The organism is Geobacillus uzenensis (assembly GCF_002217665.1).
In the GTDB taxonomy this organism is placed as follows: Bacteria; Bacillota; Bacilli; order Bacillales; family Anoxybacillaceae; genus Geobacillus; species Geobacillus subterraneus.
The window spans coordinates 732,683-749,044 of the sequence record NZ_NEWL01000006.1 but is presented as its reverse complement, the minus strand read 5'-3'; the positions used below and the strand labels follow the sequence as shown (position 1 = coordinate 749,044).

18 protein-coding genes and 2 pseudogenes are annotated in these 16,362 nt (G+C 52.5%); 18 read left to right on the top strand and 2 right to left on the bottom strand.

Annotated features, from left to right (window positions below):
- The first annotated feature begins 82 nt into the window (after positions 1–82).
- The 6 genes and pseudogenes from corA (at position 83) to B9L21_RS11190 (ending at position 6,851) form a co-directional block, all read left to right on the top strand.
- Complete coding sequence (gene corA, locus B9L21_RS11215) at positions 83–1,078, top strand: magnesium/cobalt transporter CorA (RefSeq protein WP_063166447.1); 996 nt, start codon at positions 83–85, stop codon at positions 1,076–1,078.
- A 71-nt stretch (positions 1,079–1,149) separates the two neighbouring features.
- Complete coding sequence (locus B9L21_RS11210; RefSeq protein ID WP_063166446.1) at positions 1,150–1,800, top strand: glycoside hydrolase domain-containing protein; 651 nt, start codon at positions 1,150–1,152, stop codon at positions 1,798–1,800.
- A 174-nt stretch (positions 1,801–1,974) separates the two neighbouring features.
- Positions 1,975–2,271: pseudogene (locus B9L21_RS11205) on the top strand (RNA-guided endonuclease TnpB family protein); the annotation flags it as partial.
- Between the two features lie 512 nt (positions 2,272–2,783).
- On the top strand, positions 2,784–4,424 hold the full coding sequence (locus B9L21_RS11200) for a diguanylate cyclase (protein ID WP_063167394.1): 1,641 nt from the start codon (positions 2,784–2,786) through the stop codon (positions 4,422–4,424).
- Positions 4,424–5,449: a HEAT repeat domain-containing protein gene (locus B9L21_RS11195; RefSeq protein WP_063166444.1), complete on the top strand. Its 1,026-nt coding sequence runs from the start codon at positions 4,424–4,426 to the stop codon at positions 5,447–5,449. Before B9L21_RS11200 ends, B9L21_RS11195 begins: the two co-directional genes overlap by 1 nt.
- 53 nt (positions 5,450–5,502) lie before the next feature.
- Positions 5,503–6,851, top strand: a pseudogene (locus tag B9L21_RS11190) (glycosyltransferase family 2 protein).
- Between the two features lie 199 nt (positions 6,852–7,050).
- Here B9L21_RS11190 and B9L21_RS11185 read toward each other — a convergent pair.
- Positions 7,051–7,485 carry a YkyB family protein gene (locus B9L21_RS11185; protein ID WP_063166443.1) on the bottom strand — a complete coding sequence of 145 codons (435 nt, stop codon included), beginning with the start codon at positions 7,483–7,485 and terminating at the stop codon, positions 7,051–7,053.
- Positions 7,486–7,537: 52 nt separating this feature from the next.
- Positions 7,538–8,413 carry a metallophosphoesterase gene (locus tag B9L21_RS11180; RefSeq protein WP_063166442.1) on the bottom strand — a complete coding sequence of 292 codons (876 nt, stop codon included), beginning with the start codon at positions 8,411–8,413 and terminating at the stop codon, positions 7,538–7,540.
- A 72-nt stretch (positions 8,414–8,485) separates the two neighbouring features.
- On the opposite strand from B9L21_RS11180, the gene B9L21_RS17685 reads away from it, so the two are divergent.
- From B9L21_RS17685 to B9L21_RS11130, 12 genes are all read left to right on the top strand, one after another.
- Complete coding sequence (locus tag B9L21_RS17685) at positions 8,486–8,641, top strand: hypothetical protein (protein WP_156485824.1); 156 nt, start codon at positions 8,486–8,488, stop codon at positions 8,639–8,641.
- A gap of 35 nt (positions 8,642–8,676) precedes the next feature.
- Complete coding sequence (fadH, locus tag B9L21_RS11175) at positions 8,677–9,444, top strand: 2,4-dienoyl-CoA reductase (RefSeq protein WP_063166441.1); 768 nt, start codon at positions 8,677–8,679, stop codon at positions 9,442–9,444.
- Between the two features lie 216 nt (positions 9,445–9,660).
- On the top strand, positions 9,661–10,878 hold the full coding sequence (locus B9L21_RS11170) for an EAL-associated domain-containing protein (RefSeq protein ID WP_063166440.1): 1,218 nt from the start codon (positions 9,661–9,663) through the stop codon (positions 10,876–10,878).
- A gap of 48 nt (positions 10,879–10,926) precedes the next feature.
- On the top strand, positions 10,927–11,160 hold the full coding sequence (locus B9L21_RS11165; RefSeq protein WP_063166439.1) for a hypothetical protein: 234 nt from the start codon (positions 10,927–10,929) through the stop codon (positions 11,158–11,160).
- Positions 11,161–11,284: 124 nt separating this feature from the next.
- Positions 11,285–11,482, top strand: coding sequence for an antirepressor AbbA (gene abbA / locus B9L21_RS11160; RefSeq protein ID WP_063166438.1), 198 nt, complete (start codon positions 11,285–11,287; stop codon positions 11,480–11,482).
- A gap of 104 nt (positions 11,483–11,586) precedes the next feature.
- Positions 11,587–12,042: a cyclic-di-AMP-binding protein CbpB gene (cbpB, locus tag B9L21_RS11155; protein WP_063167393.1), complete on the top strand. Its 456-nt coding sequence runs from the start codon at positions 11,587–11,589 to the stop codon at positions 12,040–12,042.
- 93 nt (positions 12,043–12,135) lie between these two features.
- The gene (gene dapD, locus B9L21_RS11150; RefSeq protein ID WP_063166437.1) at positions 12,136–12,846 is read left to right on the top strand and encodes a 2,3,4,5-tetrahydropyridine-2,6-dicarboxylate N-acetyltransferase; all 711 of its coding nucleotides are present in this window, start codon (positions 12,136–12,138) and stop codon (positions 12,844–12,846) included.
- Between the two features lie 309 nt (positions 12,847–13,155).
- The gene (locus B9L21_RS11145) at positions 13,156–14,289 is read left to right on the top strand and encodes an N-acetyldiaminopimelate deacetylase (RefSeq protein ID WP_063166436.1); all 1,134 of its coding nucleotides are present in this window, start codon (positions 13,156–13,158) and stop codon (positions 14,287–14,289) included.
- 52 nt (positions 14,290–14,341) lie between these two features.
- Positions 14,342–14,584, top strand: a complete 243-nt coding sequence (locus B9L21_RS11140; RefSeq protein ID WP_063166435.1) for a YkuS family protein — start codon at positions 14,342–14,344, stop codon at positions 14,582–14,584.
- Between the two features lie 242 nt (positions 14,585–14,826).
- Positions 14,827–15,375, top strand: coding sequence for a peroxiredoxin (locus B9L21_RS11135; RefSeq protein ID WP_063166434.1), 549 nt, complete (start codon positions 14,827–14,829; stop codon positions 15,373–15,375).
- A 73-nt stretch (positions 15,376–15,448) separates the two neighbouring features.
- On the top strand, positions 15,449–15,589 hold the full coding sequence (locus tag B9L21_RS17680; protein ID WP_156485823.1) for a hypothetical protein: 141 nt from the start codon (positions 15,449–15,451) through the stop codon (positions 15,587–15,589).
- Between the two features lie 40 nt (positions 15,590–15,629).
- Positions 15,630–16,292: a potassium channel family protein gene (locus B9L21_RS11130; RefSeq protein WP_063166433.1), complete on the top strand. Its 663-nt coding sequence runs from the start codon at positions 15,630–15,632 to the stop codon at positions 16,290–16,292.
- The last annotated feature ends 70 nt before the right edge of the window (positions 16,293–16,362 follow it).

The window sequence follows — 16,362 nt, the reverse complement described above, 5'->3', positions numbered from 1 at the left end:
TACACGATTTCTATACCCGTTTTTTGTTGGGGTGTAACGTCTTTTCGGTTATGATAAGAAGAGAAAAAAATGGCAAGGTGAGATGGCGATGATCCGCACGTGTGTCGTAACAAAAGAGTTTGAGGTTATGCATGATGTCGATTTAACGCTCGTCAACAGCCCGGACGTTTCATGGTATTGGGTCGATTTTCATGAGCCGACGGAAGAGGAATCCGACTTGCTCGCCTCGTTTTTCCGTTTCCACCCGCTCGCGATTGAGGACTGTTTGGAATATGTGCAGCGGCCGAAACTCGATTTTTATGACCGCTACTTATTTGTTGTCCTCCATGCGATTGCGGGGACGACGCTTGAGGCTGAGGAAGTCGATCTGTTTGTCGGACAAAACTTTATCGTTTCGTTTCATAAGTCGCCGGTTCATGCGGTCGAGGACGTATGGGAGCGGCTGAAGAGCGAGCAGGACGTGCAGCAGGGGCCGTTTCATGTCATGTATCGGCTGATCGACAAGCTCGTTGATGATTACTTCCCTCCGCTGTACTACATTGAAGATGTGTTGAATGATTTAGAGGAAAATACGAACAACGAGCCGATTCATGACATTATCGAAAAAGTGTTTGACATTCGCGGCGATTTATCGAGATTGCGCCGGACGATTGTGCCGATGCGCGACTTATTGTACCGCATCATCCACTCCGATCGGCTGCAGCGCATGAAAGAGCGGCAGCTGTATTTCTATGATATTTACGATCATTTATTAAAGCTGTCAGAAATGATTGAGACGAATCGGGAAATTACCGCCGATATTCGCGACAGCTATTTGTCGCTCAACTCCAACCGAATGAATAACATTATGATGACGTTTACGGCCATTACGACGATTTTTATGCCGCTCACCTTTATTGCGGGCATTTATGGGATGAACTTTGACTATATGCCCGAACTGCGCTGGAAATATGGGTACTTTGCCGTATTGGCTGTCATGGCAACCATCGGCATAACGATGTTTGTCTGGTTTAAGCGCAACGGATGGTTCCAACTGTTAAAAGGCGACTGGGCGAAAGAGGATCGGGAGCGCCGCTAGCAGCCGTATAAAACAAGCTGTCCCTCTCATATACATAACTGTGGCAATGTGACCGCGAAGGAGGGGGAAGGATGGTAAGAGGTGTTTGGGGCGTTGATTCGGCGCAAGTCGTAACGGACCAATTGTTTCAATGCGTACGGACAGAGCTCGGTTATCCGAAATTTTGGGGCCGCTATTTGGTGGAAGTGCCTAATGTGTCGGAAGGGTTGACGCGGGACGAGATCACCCGCATCCGCAACTATGGAGTCAAAGTGATGCCCATCTACAACGCCTTTCGTGAGGCGGTCGGCTATGCGAACGGGCAAGTGGCGGCGCGCAATGCGGTGTTCCATGCGCGGCGGCTCGGCATTCCGAAAAATAAATTGCTGTTTGCCAACATTGAAGACTTTTTTGCCGTCGACGCGGCTTGGATCGCTGCTTGGGTGGAAACGCTTTATCCGACCGGGTATCGCCCGGGACTGTACGCCGATCCAACGAAGGGAGATTTCGCCGCCGCTTATTGCGAGGCGGTGGGGAGGAACAACCAAGTGGCGGTGCAGGCCGTCATTTGGAGCGCGGCTCCAAGGCCGGGAACGACGAAAGAACAAAAAGCGCCGCGTTACCAGCCGGCCGCCCCGCCTTGCAGCGCGAACGTCTGGGTCTGGCAGTACGGGCGCGACGCGGAAGTTTGTCCGGTGGATACGAATTTGGCGGACCGCCGCTTGCTTGACTTTTTATATTAAACAGCGCCGTTGCAACAAGGCAACGGCCTTTTTATCTTAATTAGGCGAGAAGACTCCCACTTCAACGAAGCGAAGCGGAGTAAGTGGGAGATGAATCGCCTTAACTATATTTTGCTGAAAATAGGATAGATTCAGTAAAATATAGTATCATATAGTTAGATGGGAGGTGAAAACATGTATTTTTGTATCAAACAACAGCTAAATGGTTTGACCAAAGAAGAATACTTGACTCTTCGAGAACTGTGCCATATTGCCAAGAACATGTACAACGTCGGATTGTACCATGTCAGACAATACTATTTTGAACACAAGGAATTTCTTAATTATGAGAAAAACTATCATCTTGCAAAAACTAACGAAAACTATAAGCTGTTAAACAGCAACATGGCACAGCAAATTTTAAAAAAGGTCAATGAAGCCTTTAAATCTTTCTTTGGTTTGATCATTCTTGCCAAACAAGGAAAATATGACTGAGTGTCTTATGCTCTAGCGGCGAAGTGGACACGCCTCAAAGAATAAGGATTGCTTGAAGCAGTCAAACTTCTTTGGAAGCCCCCACTTCAAATTTTCGCTAGAAAATTAAGTGGGGGTAGTTCACGCTCTTGATACCGTTGCATAGAAGATCGGTGATTGAAGGAGCAGGTCGCTTCCCCGCCTTGTTTTTCAAATTGAGAAGCTTTGCGGCATCGGCTTCTCATTTCAAGTGATCTGATGTCAGCTAGGGGCAGGCGTTGTTTTTCACCAGCCTTCTAGATAAGGAGAAAGCCGAGACGAACGGCAACCGAATGCGCTTGAGCGCAGGGGAGTGTGAGAGGTCCCCTCTTCTGCCCCGGGTAAGTGAAGGAGGAAGACCAGAATGTTTTTAGACCGTGTCGACTATATTAATAATAGGAAAAAAGGGGGGGAACGTGAAAACGGAAGCAGCTCGGGGCTTTTTTTTATCACAATTAGGAAATGTTTACCATGAGGAAAGGAGAGGGAAGTTGGATTCCTATGTCGTCTCGTTACTAGACCGGATAAAAGAACAGTATGAACAATGGGAGGCTTCACCGCCGCTCAGCAGCGCGGAGTTGACCCGGTTTTTCGGTGCCATCGGCCGGGCGGCGGAGGTGATCGGCCGCAATGATATCGCTGCCGAAGCGGAACGGATTCTTCAGCGCACGAACAGGCAAAAGGAACGGCAATGGACGGCGGAGGAGGCGCTGGCGGAGATGGTTCCGCTCCTTCGCCGCTGCTATGAAGCCGAAGAAACCGATTCTTCTCCAATCACTTCCCTCCCGCAACGCGGAGGACCGGAAGCCGTCGTTCTTCTCTGCGGAAATGATCCGCTATTTTTTGCTTATCTCCGCGGATCACTGCAAACCGTATCGTGGCGCTTCATCACACTTCCTTCCTTCGAACAGGCGGCAGCATCCATGTTTCGCCTCAACCCGGACTGCATCATCGTCGACATCGGGGAAGATCATTTAGAAACTCCTTCTTTCCTTGCTCTGCTGGAGAACGCCGGTCGCGCTTCCTACATTCCGGTAGTGATCGTCGGCACAGACGGGCGCAAAGCCGTCCATCTAAAATGGTATGAGCTTGGCGCCGACGATGTCGTCGTGAAGCCGGCTGCAGCTGGCGAGCTGTTCATTCGTGTCCGGCGTCTCGTAGAAAAAAAGCGGAAAATTGATGAACTTGTGCTTATTGATGAGTTAACCGGCGTCTACAATCGTAAATACTTGCCGCGAGTGTATGCCCGCCTGCGCAGCGATCTCGAGCGTTCCGGGACACCGAGCTGTCTGGCGCTGCTCGACTTGGACCATTTCAAGCAAGTCAATGACCGTTTCGGCCACTTGATGGGTGATGCGGTGTTAAAAAAGCTGGCTGCCTTTTTGCTTCAACATACGCGGGGAATGGATACGGTCGTCCGCTTTGGGGGCGAGGAGTTTATCGTTTGGCTGGCAAAAACATCGACAGGAGAAGCGCGCCGTGTGCTTAGGCGGCTGCAGCGCCAGTTCGCTTCCGAGGAAGTTGAGGCGGACGGCGCGCGCCTATCGTGTACGTTTTCCGCCGGTTTTGTCGAATGCGACGATCCGAACGAACCGCTCGATCATTGGCTCAAGCTGGCCGACAAAGCGCTGTATGCAGCCAAAAGAAAGGGCGGCAACCGAGTTGAAGAAGCGCGGAGGCAACCGTCTCACGCCAATGGCGCTCAGAACGAAACACAACATCGCCAGGCGGGCAAACAGCGGTGGGCTGTTGCCATTGTCGACGATGATGAATTGGCGCGAACGGTCATCGCTGATCTCGTTCGCAAGCTTGCCGCCGAGCAGGAGCGGGAGGTGGACATTTATGAGTTTGGCGACGGGCTTTCCTTCCTCGAATCGCCGCTCTGTGAACATGGACGGCGCTTCGTCGTCATTTTAGACCGGGTGATGCCGAAAATGGACGGCCTTGAGGTGTTGCACCGCCTCCGCCGCCGGCGGACGCCGCATAAAGTGATGATGCTGACGTCGCGCCAAGATGAGCGGGAAATCGCTGATGCTCTCGAAAAAGGGGTCGATGAGTATGTGACAAAGCCGTTCAAATGGCTTGAGCTTGAAGCGCGGCTGCGCCGGCTGCTAAAGGAGCTGGATGAGTAATGGCGCTCGTTTTCGCCGTCGCGGTGGCGGCTGCTTTGTCGGCGGTGCTGACCGGGCTGTTCATTTATTTGATCGTGCGCAAATGGCGGGAAAACCGGCGCCAGGCCCGGCTGCGCGCCTATAAGGAAGAACGCCGTCTCCCGCTGCTTCGCTATTTGCTCGGAGAGGAGGAGCTTTCGTTTCGTTTTTCATCGCCGCTTGAACGGGAGGCTGTGCTCCAACTGTTGGATAGCTTTGCCTCGTTATTGAAAGGGGAGCATGTGCAGACGCGCCTGCGCGCGTTTGCTGAAGCGCACTTTCAAGGCTGGCTGCGCCACCGGCTGGCAAGCCGGCAATGGAGCGAGCGGATGAACGCGCTGTTTCTGATCGAAGACTTGCAGATGAAGGGGATGCTGCCCGACATCGAACGGCTGTACCGTTCCGCTGGGGTCACAGAAGGGGAGACAGCGAAAATATTGGCCATTTTCGCCAAATTTGATTATCGTCCGGTCGTGACATATGTGTTTCAACCGAAATATGAGTTGACGGAATTTGCGTATCGCATCATTTTTGGCCATATGAGCGAGCAGCTGCTTCAACAGGTAAAAAAACGGTTTGCTGAACTGCCGCCGGCGGGAAAATATGCGTTGATCGACATGATCGGCATCCGCCGCCGTCAGGAAGGACTGTTTTTGGAGCAGCTATTAGCATCGGAAGATTTGGAAATCCGCGTTCGTGCGCTCAAGGCGATGGCGGAAATCGGTGTGCCACTTGGCGCGCGGCAGCTCGAGCGCCACTTGCGCTCGCCGCATTGGCAAGAGAGATTGATAGCGACCCGCCTTGCCGGAAAATACCGGGAAGAAAAGCTGCTCCCGCTTCTGTGCGAGCGGCTTTCAGACCGTTCCTTTGCCGTTCGTTCCGAGGCGGCCGCGGCCATCGCCCGCCTTCCGAACGGCCGGGCTGTATTGCGTACAGCGGCTCAACATGTGGACGACCGCTACGCCCGCGATATGGCAAGGCAATGGCTCGAAGAGGAGGAGATATAGTGGGGCCATGGCAGACAATTGTGGCGGCCATCGGGCAGGCTGTGCTCGTTTATATGGCCGGTGTCGTCGTTTTTTATACGTTTCTGCTCGCCGTTTCCTTTGTCCACTTACGGCGCACCCATCGGCTTGACGATTGGGAGCCGTACGAGGAGCTGCTCGATGTGAGCTATGCAAAGCCGGTGTCCATCCTCGTTCCCGCCTATAATGAGGAAGCCGGCATCGTCGGCTCGATCCGCTCGCTGCTCAGCATTGAATATCCGCAATATGAGGTGATCGTCATCAATGACGGTTCGACGGATCGGACGCTTGAGCAGCTGATTGAGCATTTCGGGCTTCGGCCCGTGTATCGCGTGATTCGCCGCCAGCTGGCGGCAAAAGAAATCAAAGCCATCTACGATCGCCGGCCTATCCGCACTTATTCGTCCTTGATAAAGAAAACGGCGGGAAGGCGGATGCGTTAAACGCGGGGATCAACGCCGCCCGCTACCCGTATATTTGTTCGATTGACGGCGATTCCGTGTTGGAGCGGCGCGCCTTTTTAAAAGTGATGAAACCGATGATCGAGTCGGACGGGGAAGTGATCGCCTCAGGAGGCAGCATCCGCATCGCCAATGGCTGCCGGATTGAGCGCGGTGACATTGTGAAGGTCGGGCTATCGCGGCGGCCGCTTGTCATTATGCAAACGATCGAATATTTGCGCGCGTTTTTGCTCGGCCGTCTCGGCTTAAGCCGCCATAATTTGCTGCTGATTGTTTCTGGTGCGTTTGGCGTTTTTTCCAAACAGTGGGTAATCGAGGCAGGCGGGTATGCGGATACGGCCGGCGAGGATATGGAACTTGTCGTGCGTCTGCACCGGCTGGCGCGGGAAAAAAATGAGGCGAAAAAAATTATCTACATCCCGGACCCGGTCTGCTGGACGGAGGCGCCGGAAACGTATGGCGACTTGCGTAAACAGCGGCGACGCTGGCATCGCGGGCTGCTTGAAAGCTTATGGCGCCACCGGACGCTGTTGTTCAACCCGAAATACGGTTCGATCGGCCTCCTTTCTTTCCCATATTTTTGGTTCATTGAGTTTCTCGGTCCGGTTGTGGAGCTAACCGGATATATCGTCATGGTTCTCTCACTGTTTCTCGGAAGCCTATATATCGAGTTTGCTCTTCTTTTGTTGGTGGTTTCTGTTTTGTACGGCTCGCTTTTGTCCGCTGCCGCCGTGTTGCTTGAGGAATGGACCGAGCGGAAGTTTCCGAACGTCTCGGATTTTGTGTGGCTCTTTTTCTTCTCGCTGACGGAGACGTTTTGGTATCGCCCGCTGACGGCATGGTGGCGGTGCGAAGGAATCATCGACGCCATCCGTCGCCGAAAACAATGGGGAAGCATGAAGCGAAAGGGGGTATCGGTCTGAATCTCCCGTAATCGGCCCATTTTCTCAATGTGTAAAGGCCGCTCCTGTTTCTGATTTTGAGCGGGGAGCATCCACTTTCAGATGAAGTGAAACAATGGCCACTGAATCCGCTTCACTGCCGGGGGAGCGGAGCTCTGAGTTCCATCATGAGTAAGCAGGGGAAAGAAAAGAAGGCGTCGGGAACATTCCGGCGCCTTGTTTAGTAGCGGTCGCCAAGCCGCTTAAACATCGGCTTTGTCAACCGTTTCGGCTTTCGTTCCGTCGATTCCTTGATCCCGGTGTAGGCGATGAGAATCGCTTTTGCCTCCGATAGCGGCATCCGAACGGAAGGATTTCGGTATGAGTCGCTGAGCGCGCCGAGGTGCGGGAGGGCGGCGAAATCTTGTTTTGTCGGAGGAATGTGGAAATAGTAGTCGCCGACGGCCACGAGCACATCAGATTGCTGCTGGCTGTATTTTGGATTGCGGGAAAAATGGAGGCCGACCTTTTTCGCCTTGCCTTCCTCAAGCAGCTTTTCGATGGCTTTTTTCTTGAGAAGATAAAGAAACGAAGGGTTCAATGCCGTCTTCGCATGGCGGTTGACTGTAAAAATGGCTTTGGCGATATTGTCGACCGTCAACTGCAACGGTTTCATCGGCATGTCTCCTTTTTTCTTTCCATTATAACATAGTTGTGACTTGCTTGACCTATTTTTCGCGATTAGTGAGCGAAAAGACCGTCAGTTCCGGCGGAGCGAAAAAGCGAAGCGGCACCCTTGTTGTGCCGAGGCCGCGGTTGACGTACAGCACAAGCCCGCCGACGTGGTAAAATCCTTCGTAATACCGTTCAGACAGCGGCGGAGTCATGAGCGGACCGATAAACGGCAGCTGGATTTGTCCGCCATGGCTATGGCCGGAAAGTTGGGCATGAATCGGGTAGCGGCACGTCTCAACGGCGCTGTCCGGTTCGTGAACGAGGGCGATCGTATATGTTGCCGGCGGAATGCCCGCCGTCATTTTCGCCCAATCGGGCCGGCCGAGCATCATATCGTCACCGCCGGCCACAGCGATCGCCTCTTGTCCGCGGCGAACGAGCGCATGCTCGTTGACAAGGACGCGAAACCCGGCCCGTTCCATCAGCCGGCGGTAAATGTCCGTTCCGTAGCCGCCGTGGTCGTGGTTGCCATAAACGCTGAATTTCCCAAGCGGGGCGCGGATGTTTGCCAGCGCTTCAGCGACCGTCTCAGTGTGCGGGTATCGGTTCGCCTCATGGAGCAAATCGCCGGTAAAAACAACAAGATCAGGCTCCAGCGTGTTAATTCGGTCGATCACGTGGTAAAAGCGCTTCAAGCTGTCATAATGCCCGAGATGGAGGTCGCTGAATTGCAGCAGTTTTACGCCGTGAAACGCCCTCGGGATGAGCGGGTGTGACAGTGTATGGTGCGTCACCGTCAATTGTGACGGTTCAACCCAGCGGGCGTAGCCGTAGGCGAGCGATGTCGCCAGCGCCGCGGCAAAGCCGGTGCGTGTCAGTTTTTTTAAAAACGCGCGTCGGTTCATTTTGGCTGTTTCAATACGATGCATCGTCTCGTCGTCCTTTCACAAGTAGCTTTATTATAACGAAAACTAGAAGGGAAGAACAATAGGAGAAAAATCATGTTGCCTAATCAAGAAGGCCCCTCACTCTTAGGAAAAGGGAAAGCAGGAAAGAAATCAGTGAGCTTTGATTTTCAAAAAAATCAGTTATTTTTGTTGAAAAGAAGAAGAATTTGCCCTATGCTAGAAAAAGAAAGAGAACTGAAGAAACAGTAAAATGAATGAGCAATCAGTCATAGGGGGAGAGGCGAATGAACGGAAAAGTCATCATTGTTACCGGCGGGTCGAGCGGAATGGGAAAATATATGGCGAAGCGGTTTGTCTCTGAAGGGGCGAACGTTGTCATTACGGGAAGGCGGGCCGAAGCGCTGGAAGAGGCTAAGCGGGAAATGGAAACGCCCGGCGGCGGGCGGGTGCTTGTTGTTCCGATGGATGTGCGCAATCCGGAGCAAGTCGCGGACATGGTCGCACGGGTCGATGCGGAGTTTGGCCGCATTGATGCTCTCGTTAACAACGCGGCCGGCAATTTTATTTGTCCGGCGGAAAAGCTGTCGATCAACGGTTGGAACAGCGTCATCAACATCGTATTGAACGGAACGTTTTACTGCAGCCGTGAAGTCGGCAACTATTGGATTCCGCGCGGCTTGAAAGGGAGCATCATCAACATCATTGCGACGTACGCCTGGCATGCCGGCGCGGGGGTCATTCATTCGGCAAGCGCCAAGGCCGGGGTGCTGGCGATGACGCGCACATTGGCGGTCGAGTGGGGGAAGAAATACGGCTTCCGCGTTAATGCCATCGCCCCGGGGCCGATCGAGCGGACAGGCGGGGCGGAGCGGCTTTGGGAATCAGAGGAAGCGGAGCGGATGACGTTGGAAAGCGTGCCGCTCGGGCGGCTCGGGACGCCGGAAGAAATCGCGGCGGTCGCTTCGTTTTTGCTTTCGGATGAAGCCGCTTACATTAACGGCGCTTGCATCACAGTCGACGGCGGCCAATGGCTGAACCGGCGGCCGTTTTAATCAAATTTGCCATAAAGCAAGATGGTCCTCACCCAAAAGGGATTGCAGGCGGTATTTCTTCATTTATCGCGGGCAACCGGCTCATTGCACGCAACGGCCTTTGTCACAAGCGGATTCCCTGCTGTCAGGGGAGCCGCTTTTTTTACGAGTCAGGAACGATTGGGCAATTATGCTATAATAAAGGCAAAGATGGTCGACCAGAATGAGGTGAGCATGATGGATGCATTAGACGTGATGGCCAACTTGTCGCAAGTGATCCCGTACTATCAACCGATTTTTAGCGCCGATGAGCATGGAGTCATCGGATATGAAGTGCTCGGGCGATTCCAAACGGAAGCGGGGCCAGTCAGTCTCGGGCCGTTTTTTCATGATGAAACGATTCCGGAAGAGTTTCGCATGGAAGTGGATGATGTGATCACTAAAAAGGCGCTCGATTATTTTCTGTCGCTCGATGACGAGACGCCGCTCATCTTTCTCAACCGCGACGCCAATTTATTGATGCTTGACCGCGGCGAATCGTTTTTGCAATTGCTTCTCGGTTACGAGGCGAAAGGGTTGGCGCTTAGCCGCATCATATTGGAAATTAACGAGCAGCATTTTAAAGGCGACCTGGATCAGCTCAGCCATTTATTGACGTATATCCGCACGTACGGTATTAAAGTGGCGGTCGATAATATCGCCGAACATAGCATTCATCTTGAGCGGATCGGCGTTTTGTCGCCTGACATTTTAAAAATCGACTTGCATGAATTGCGAAAAACGTCGGTCCACCAAGCTTATCAAGAAATCGTTCATTCCATTTCGCTGTTGGCGCGCAAAATCGGAGCGACGCTTCTGTATGAGGATATTGAAACATCATTTCAGCTTCAGTACGCATGGCGGCATGGCGGCCGCTACTACCAAGGATACTATTTGGCTAAGCCGGCGCCGGAAGTCGTGCCGCGTGATCTGTTGAAAGAACTGCTGCGCCAAGAATGCCATCGCTTTATCCAACAGGAAAAGAAAAAGCTCGAGACGCTGTATCAAATTTCCGAGCAGTTTCAGCAACGGATTGCCGCACTGCTTGGCAAATACAAAAAAGCGGGCGGCTTTAATGAGCTGATTTCGCTGCTGGCCGACGAACTCGATGACGTTTGCTTCCGCATTTACGTCTGTGATGAAGACGGCTTTCAACAGTCGGGCAATATGTTTAAGCGCGGCGGCCGCTGGGAGTTGCAGCAACAATATTACATGAAAAATTGGAGCTGGCGCCCGTATTTTTTGGAAAACATTATTCGCATGCGTTCGCGCCGGAGAGGGATTTTATCGGATTTATATACAGACATTGAAACCGGGGAGACGATCCGGACGTATTCATACCCGATTGATGAGCGCCATTATTTGTTTATCGACTTGTCGTACAGCTACTTGTTTGAGCATGACGCCCATTATTGACCGCATAAAATCCTCTCATTGAGGCAAAGTAAACATGAGGTGAAACTTATGGCACAGTTGACTTTTGTGTTATCCGCCCTCTCTGTATTGATCGCGGTCATCGGGTTCGTCTATACGGTTCGCCTCGGACGCCAACAGCGTTGGCAAGGGGAGCTTGACGGGCCGATTCCGAAAACGGTCGAGGAGCATGCCTACTTGCGCAACCCGCTGCTTCTCGCTTACGTACTTGCGGCCTTGCTCGCCATTTTTGCCATTGGTTATTTGGCGTTGCGCTATTATTGAAAAAAGGCCATTCCATTCATATGGGTGGCCTTTTTGCCTGTCCGCAAATGACGCTTTTTTCCACGACTTTTTTCCTTTGCCGCTGAATATATATGAAAGCGGAAGAGGCAAAGGGGGAGTGAAGATGGCGAAGCGGCTGCCGCTGCAGCTGTCGGGCGAGGAGGCGTCATTGTTGCTTGAGGTGCTGTTCAGCCAGGAATATGCGCTCGAACTTGTCCGTTCGGAGCTGGCGGATATTGAAAACGGGGATAAGGAGGCTGACGAACGACGATATCGGCAGCTTTTACGTTTGTACGACCGCCTTTTAACTGAAGAAAGGTAACATGTCGTTTTGTACTATCGCTTGGCAAGAAGCGATAGTCTTTTTTATGGTATGATAAAAGTGGAGAGGGAAAGATGCAAAAAAGAGAAAGGCGGAACATTGGCATGACATGGTTAGGAAACAAACAGCCGGCCAACATGACGGTTAAACCATTCCTCATCCCTGCGGATAAAGTCGCGCACGTTCAGCCTGAAAACTATTTGGATCATGCGCTGCTCGTCTTGACAAAAACCGGTTATTCAGCGATCCCAGTTCTCGATACATCGTATAAACTGCATGGGCTCATCAGCATGACGATGATTATGGATGCGATGTTAGGATTAGAGCGCATCGAGTTTGAACGGCTCGAAACGATGAAGGTCGAAGAAGTGATGAATCGAAACATTCCGCGCCTCCGGCTCGACGACAGCTTGATGAAGGCGGTCGGACTTGTCGTCAATCATCCATTCGTCTGCGTAGAAAACGATGACGGCTATTTTGAAGGGATTTTTACCCGGCGGGAAATTTTAAAGCAGCTAAATAAAGAACTGCGTAAACAAAAAGGCACGCCTAAGCCATAGCTGGGCGCGCCCGGGAATTGACGCTTGCCACGATCATCTTTGTTTTGCTACAGTAAAGAAGAAACGAACATGGACAAGGAGGAGCAATGGCCCATGAAAATGATGGATGCGAATGAAATCATCTCATTTATTCAAAACAGCAAAAAATCAACCCCGGTCAAAGTATACATAAAAGGGAACGTGGAAGGCATCGACTTCGGCCCGGGCGCGAAAACGTTTATCGCTGGCAACACCGGCGTGGTGTTTGGCGAATGGCAAGACATTCAAGCCGCTATCGAGGCGAATCGGGACAAAATCGAGGATTATGTCGTCGAAAATGACCGCCGCAACTCCGCCATTCCGCTATTGGATTTAAAAGGGGTGAAAGCGCGCATTGAGCCGGGCGCCATTATTCGCGATCACGTCGAGATCGGCGACAATGCGGTCATTATGATGGGAGCAGTCATCAACATCGGCGCCGTCGTCGGCGAAGGGACGATGATCGATATGAACGCCGTGCTCGGTGGCCGGGCAACGGTCGGGAAAAACTGCCATATCGGCGCTGGCGCGGTGTTGGCCGGAGTGATTGAACCGCCATCGGCCAAGCCGGTCGTGATTGAAGATGATGTTCTCGTTGGAGCTAATGCCGTCATTTTGGAAGGTGTCACCGTCGGCAAAGGGGCGGTCGTCGCTGCTGGGGCAATCGTCGTCGAAGACGTGCCGCCGTATACGGTCGTGGCCGGCGTGCCGGCGCGCGTCATTAAGCAAATTGACGAACAAACGAGAGCGAAAACGGAAATTAAACAAGAGCTTCGCCAATTATAATGACATGAAAAAGCTGTCCGCTCACAGGGCAGCTTTTTTCCGAGTGCGCCCGGCATGGGTGCAGTCTATAGGGTGAAAGTCCCGAACTGCGAAGGCAGAAGTAGCAGTTAGCTTAACGCAAGGGTGTCTGCGGCGACGCAGAATCTGAAGGAAGCGGGCGGCAAACTTCCCCAAGGGCTGAAGAGTCTTTATCAACGATATGAATCTCTGCGTCAGACTTAATGGAACCGCCGTATACCGAACGGTACGTACGGTGGTGTGAGAGGACGAGGGTTAGTCACCCTCTCCTACTCGATTGGAGGAGAGAAGATGGAAGCGATCAGCCCATTTGTCGCCATTCGCCGCGACTTGCATAAAATTCCCGAACTCGGGTTTCAAGAGTTTAAAACACAGCAATATTTGCTGGAGTATATTCGGTCGCTGCCGCAGGAGCGGCTTGATGTCCGGACGTGGAAAACCGGCATTTTTGTGAAAGTCAACGGAACAGCGCCGCAAAAAACGATCGGCTACCGCGCCGATATCGACGGCTTGCCGATCAGCGAAGAAACCGGCCTGCCGTATCGCTCCGAACATGAAGGGCAAATGCATGCGTGCGGCCATGACGTCCATATGAGCATCGCTCTTGGCGTGTTGACTCATTTTGCCCATCACCCGCTCAAAGACGATTTGCTGTTTATTTTCCAACCGGCCGAAGAAGGACCGGGCGGGGCGAAGCCGATGTTAGAAAGCGATATAATGCGCGAGTGGAAGCCGGATATGATCGTCGCCTTGCATATCGCCCCGGAATATCCGGTCGGCACGATCGCGACGAAAGAAGGGCTGCTGTTTGCCAATACGTCTGAACTGTTTATTGATTTAAAAGGGAAAGGCGGCCATGCGGCGTTTCCGCACTTAGCCAACGATATGGTCGTCGCCGCCTGCACGCTCGTCACCCAGCTGCAATCGATCGTCGCCCGCAACGTTGATCCGCTTGACAGCGCCGTCATTACGATCGGAAAAATTACCGGCGGAACCGTGCAAAACGTCATCGCCGAACGCGCTCGGCTCGAAGGGACGATCCGGACGCTGTCGACGGCGGCGATGCAGGCAGTGAAGCGGCGGATTGAAGCGATCGTCCGCGGGGTGGAAGTGGCTTACGAATGTGAGGCGGCGATTGATTACGGCGCCATGTACCACGAAGTGTACAACGACCCGTCGTTGACGACAGAGTTTATCCAATTTGCTGAAACGCATGCCGACATGAATGTCATCCGCTGCAAAGAGGCGATGACCGGTGAAGATTTTGGCTATATGTTGGCAGAGATCCCCGGTTTTATGTTTTGGCTTGGCGTCGATTCGCCATACGGGCTGCACCATGCGAAGCTGGCCCCAAATGAGGCGGCGATCGATCGGGCCATCGCTTTTTTAATCGACTATTTTTCGTGGAAAGGGAATATGGAATGAAGTATAGTTCCGCCTCCATTAAGACACATTATGTGTGAGGAGGTGGAGTGTGATGGCGAAAATCGGTGTCGAGCAATCGCTGACCGACGTGCAGGAGGCGTTGAAGGAAAGAGGGTATGACGTTGTTCCGCTGCGTAGCGAACAAGATGCGAAAGGCTGCGATTGTTGCGTCATTACCGGCTTAGATACAAACGTCACCGGCATTCAAAACATGGTCACGTCCGGTCCGGTCATTGAAGCGAGCGGACTTACCGCGGAAGAAATTTGCCAAAAAATTGAACAAAAGCTTCGGTAACAATTATCGGGCTGTGTGCGCCAGCAGCCCGTTTTTTGTGGGGCCGTTCGCCTGAGCAAACCAATCAAGGTTGGGCGAAATCAAGACATAGCGGCCGTTTCTCCTTAAAACAGAACCGATGAAAAGAAGATGGGAAATCATTTCGCCTCTTTTTAACCTCTGTCCGAAGGTTCGGAGTGTTGCAATGAATGATGTCAGCGAACGGTAGGCATCGCTATTTTTTGGCAGTGGAGGGATTACATATGGCAGAGCGCCTAGTCGGAAAACAAGCTCCGCGTTTTGAAATGGAGGCTGTCCTGCCGAACGGAGAATTCGGCCGCGTCAGCCTTGAAGAAAACATGAAAAACAGCAAGTGGACCGTGCTGTTCTTCTATCCGCTCGATTTTACGTTCGTTTGCCCGACGGAAATTACGGCCATCTCCGACCGTTATGACGAGTTCGAAGACTTAGACGCGGTCGTGATCGGCGCGTCGACCGACTCGGTTTACTCGCATAAGGCGTGGATGGATGTGCCGCGCGACCAAAACGGCATCGGTCAAATTAAATACCCGCTCGCTGCCGATCGGACGCAGCAAGTTTCGCGCGATTACGGCGTGCTCATTGAAGAAGAGGGCGTCGCGCTGCGCGGACTATTCATCATCGATCCGGAAGGCGAGCTGAAATATGCCGTCGTTCACCATAACAACATCGGCCGCGATGTTGATGAAGTATTGCGCGTGCTGCAAGCGCTGCAAACCGGCGGCCTCTGTCCGGCCAACTGGAAGCCGGGGCAAGCGACGTTGACGGTGTAGGGCCATTCGCGTGAATCATGGAGAAAGGTCTAACGGGGCGTTAGGCCTTTCTTTTCCAATGGAGGAATGAAGCGTGAAACTGCGTGAACCAATGCCGGAGCTGACCGGAGCAACAGCCATGTTAAAAAGAAACGGAAAAGACAGAGCAGGCGTAACCGACGATCGACAAGGAGCGAAGAATCGTTTTCGTTCCTTTTCTTTTTTGCTACAATAAGGGGGGAAGCGACGATTGACAATTGGTGGAGGAATCAACGATGAAAAAGAAACAGTTTGCGGTGATCGGTCTCGGGCGATTTGGAGGCAGCATTTGCCGGACATTGAGCGAACAAGGGATGGAAGTGCTCGCGATTGACATTGACGAAGATCGGGTGAACGAATTTGCAGCCATCGCCTCGCACGCTGTTGTTGGCGATACGACGGACGAAAACGTGCTGAAAAGCTTAGGCATCCGCAACTTTGACCATGTCATTGTTGCGATCGGCGACAACATTCAGGCGAGCATTTTAACGACGCTCATTTTAAAAGAGCTCGGTGTCAACCATATTACGGTCAAGGCGACAAACGATTACCATGAAAAAGTGCTGAAAAAAATCGGCGCCGACCAAATCGTGCATCCGGAGCGGGACATGGGGGAGCGGATCGCCCATAACCTTATTTCGAACAACGTCTTGGACTATTTGGAGCTGTCGGACAAACATAGCATCGTCGAGATTGTCGCGAGCGAACGGCTTGACGGCCATTCGCTGCTCGAGCTTGACATCCGCGCCCGCTACGGCATTAACATCGTCGCCATTAAGCGCGGAGCGAGCGTCATCGTCTCACCGCTTGCTTCGGAAATCATCCGCAAAGGCGATGTGTTGGTCGTGATCGGTGCTGACAGCGACATCGACCGGTTTGAGGAAAAAGTCGTCGGCTAGCGGCATAATCGGAAACGGTTGTTCTTCAAATTCGACCCAGCCGGGTCGTTTGGGAGATTTTTCGGGCGTT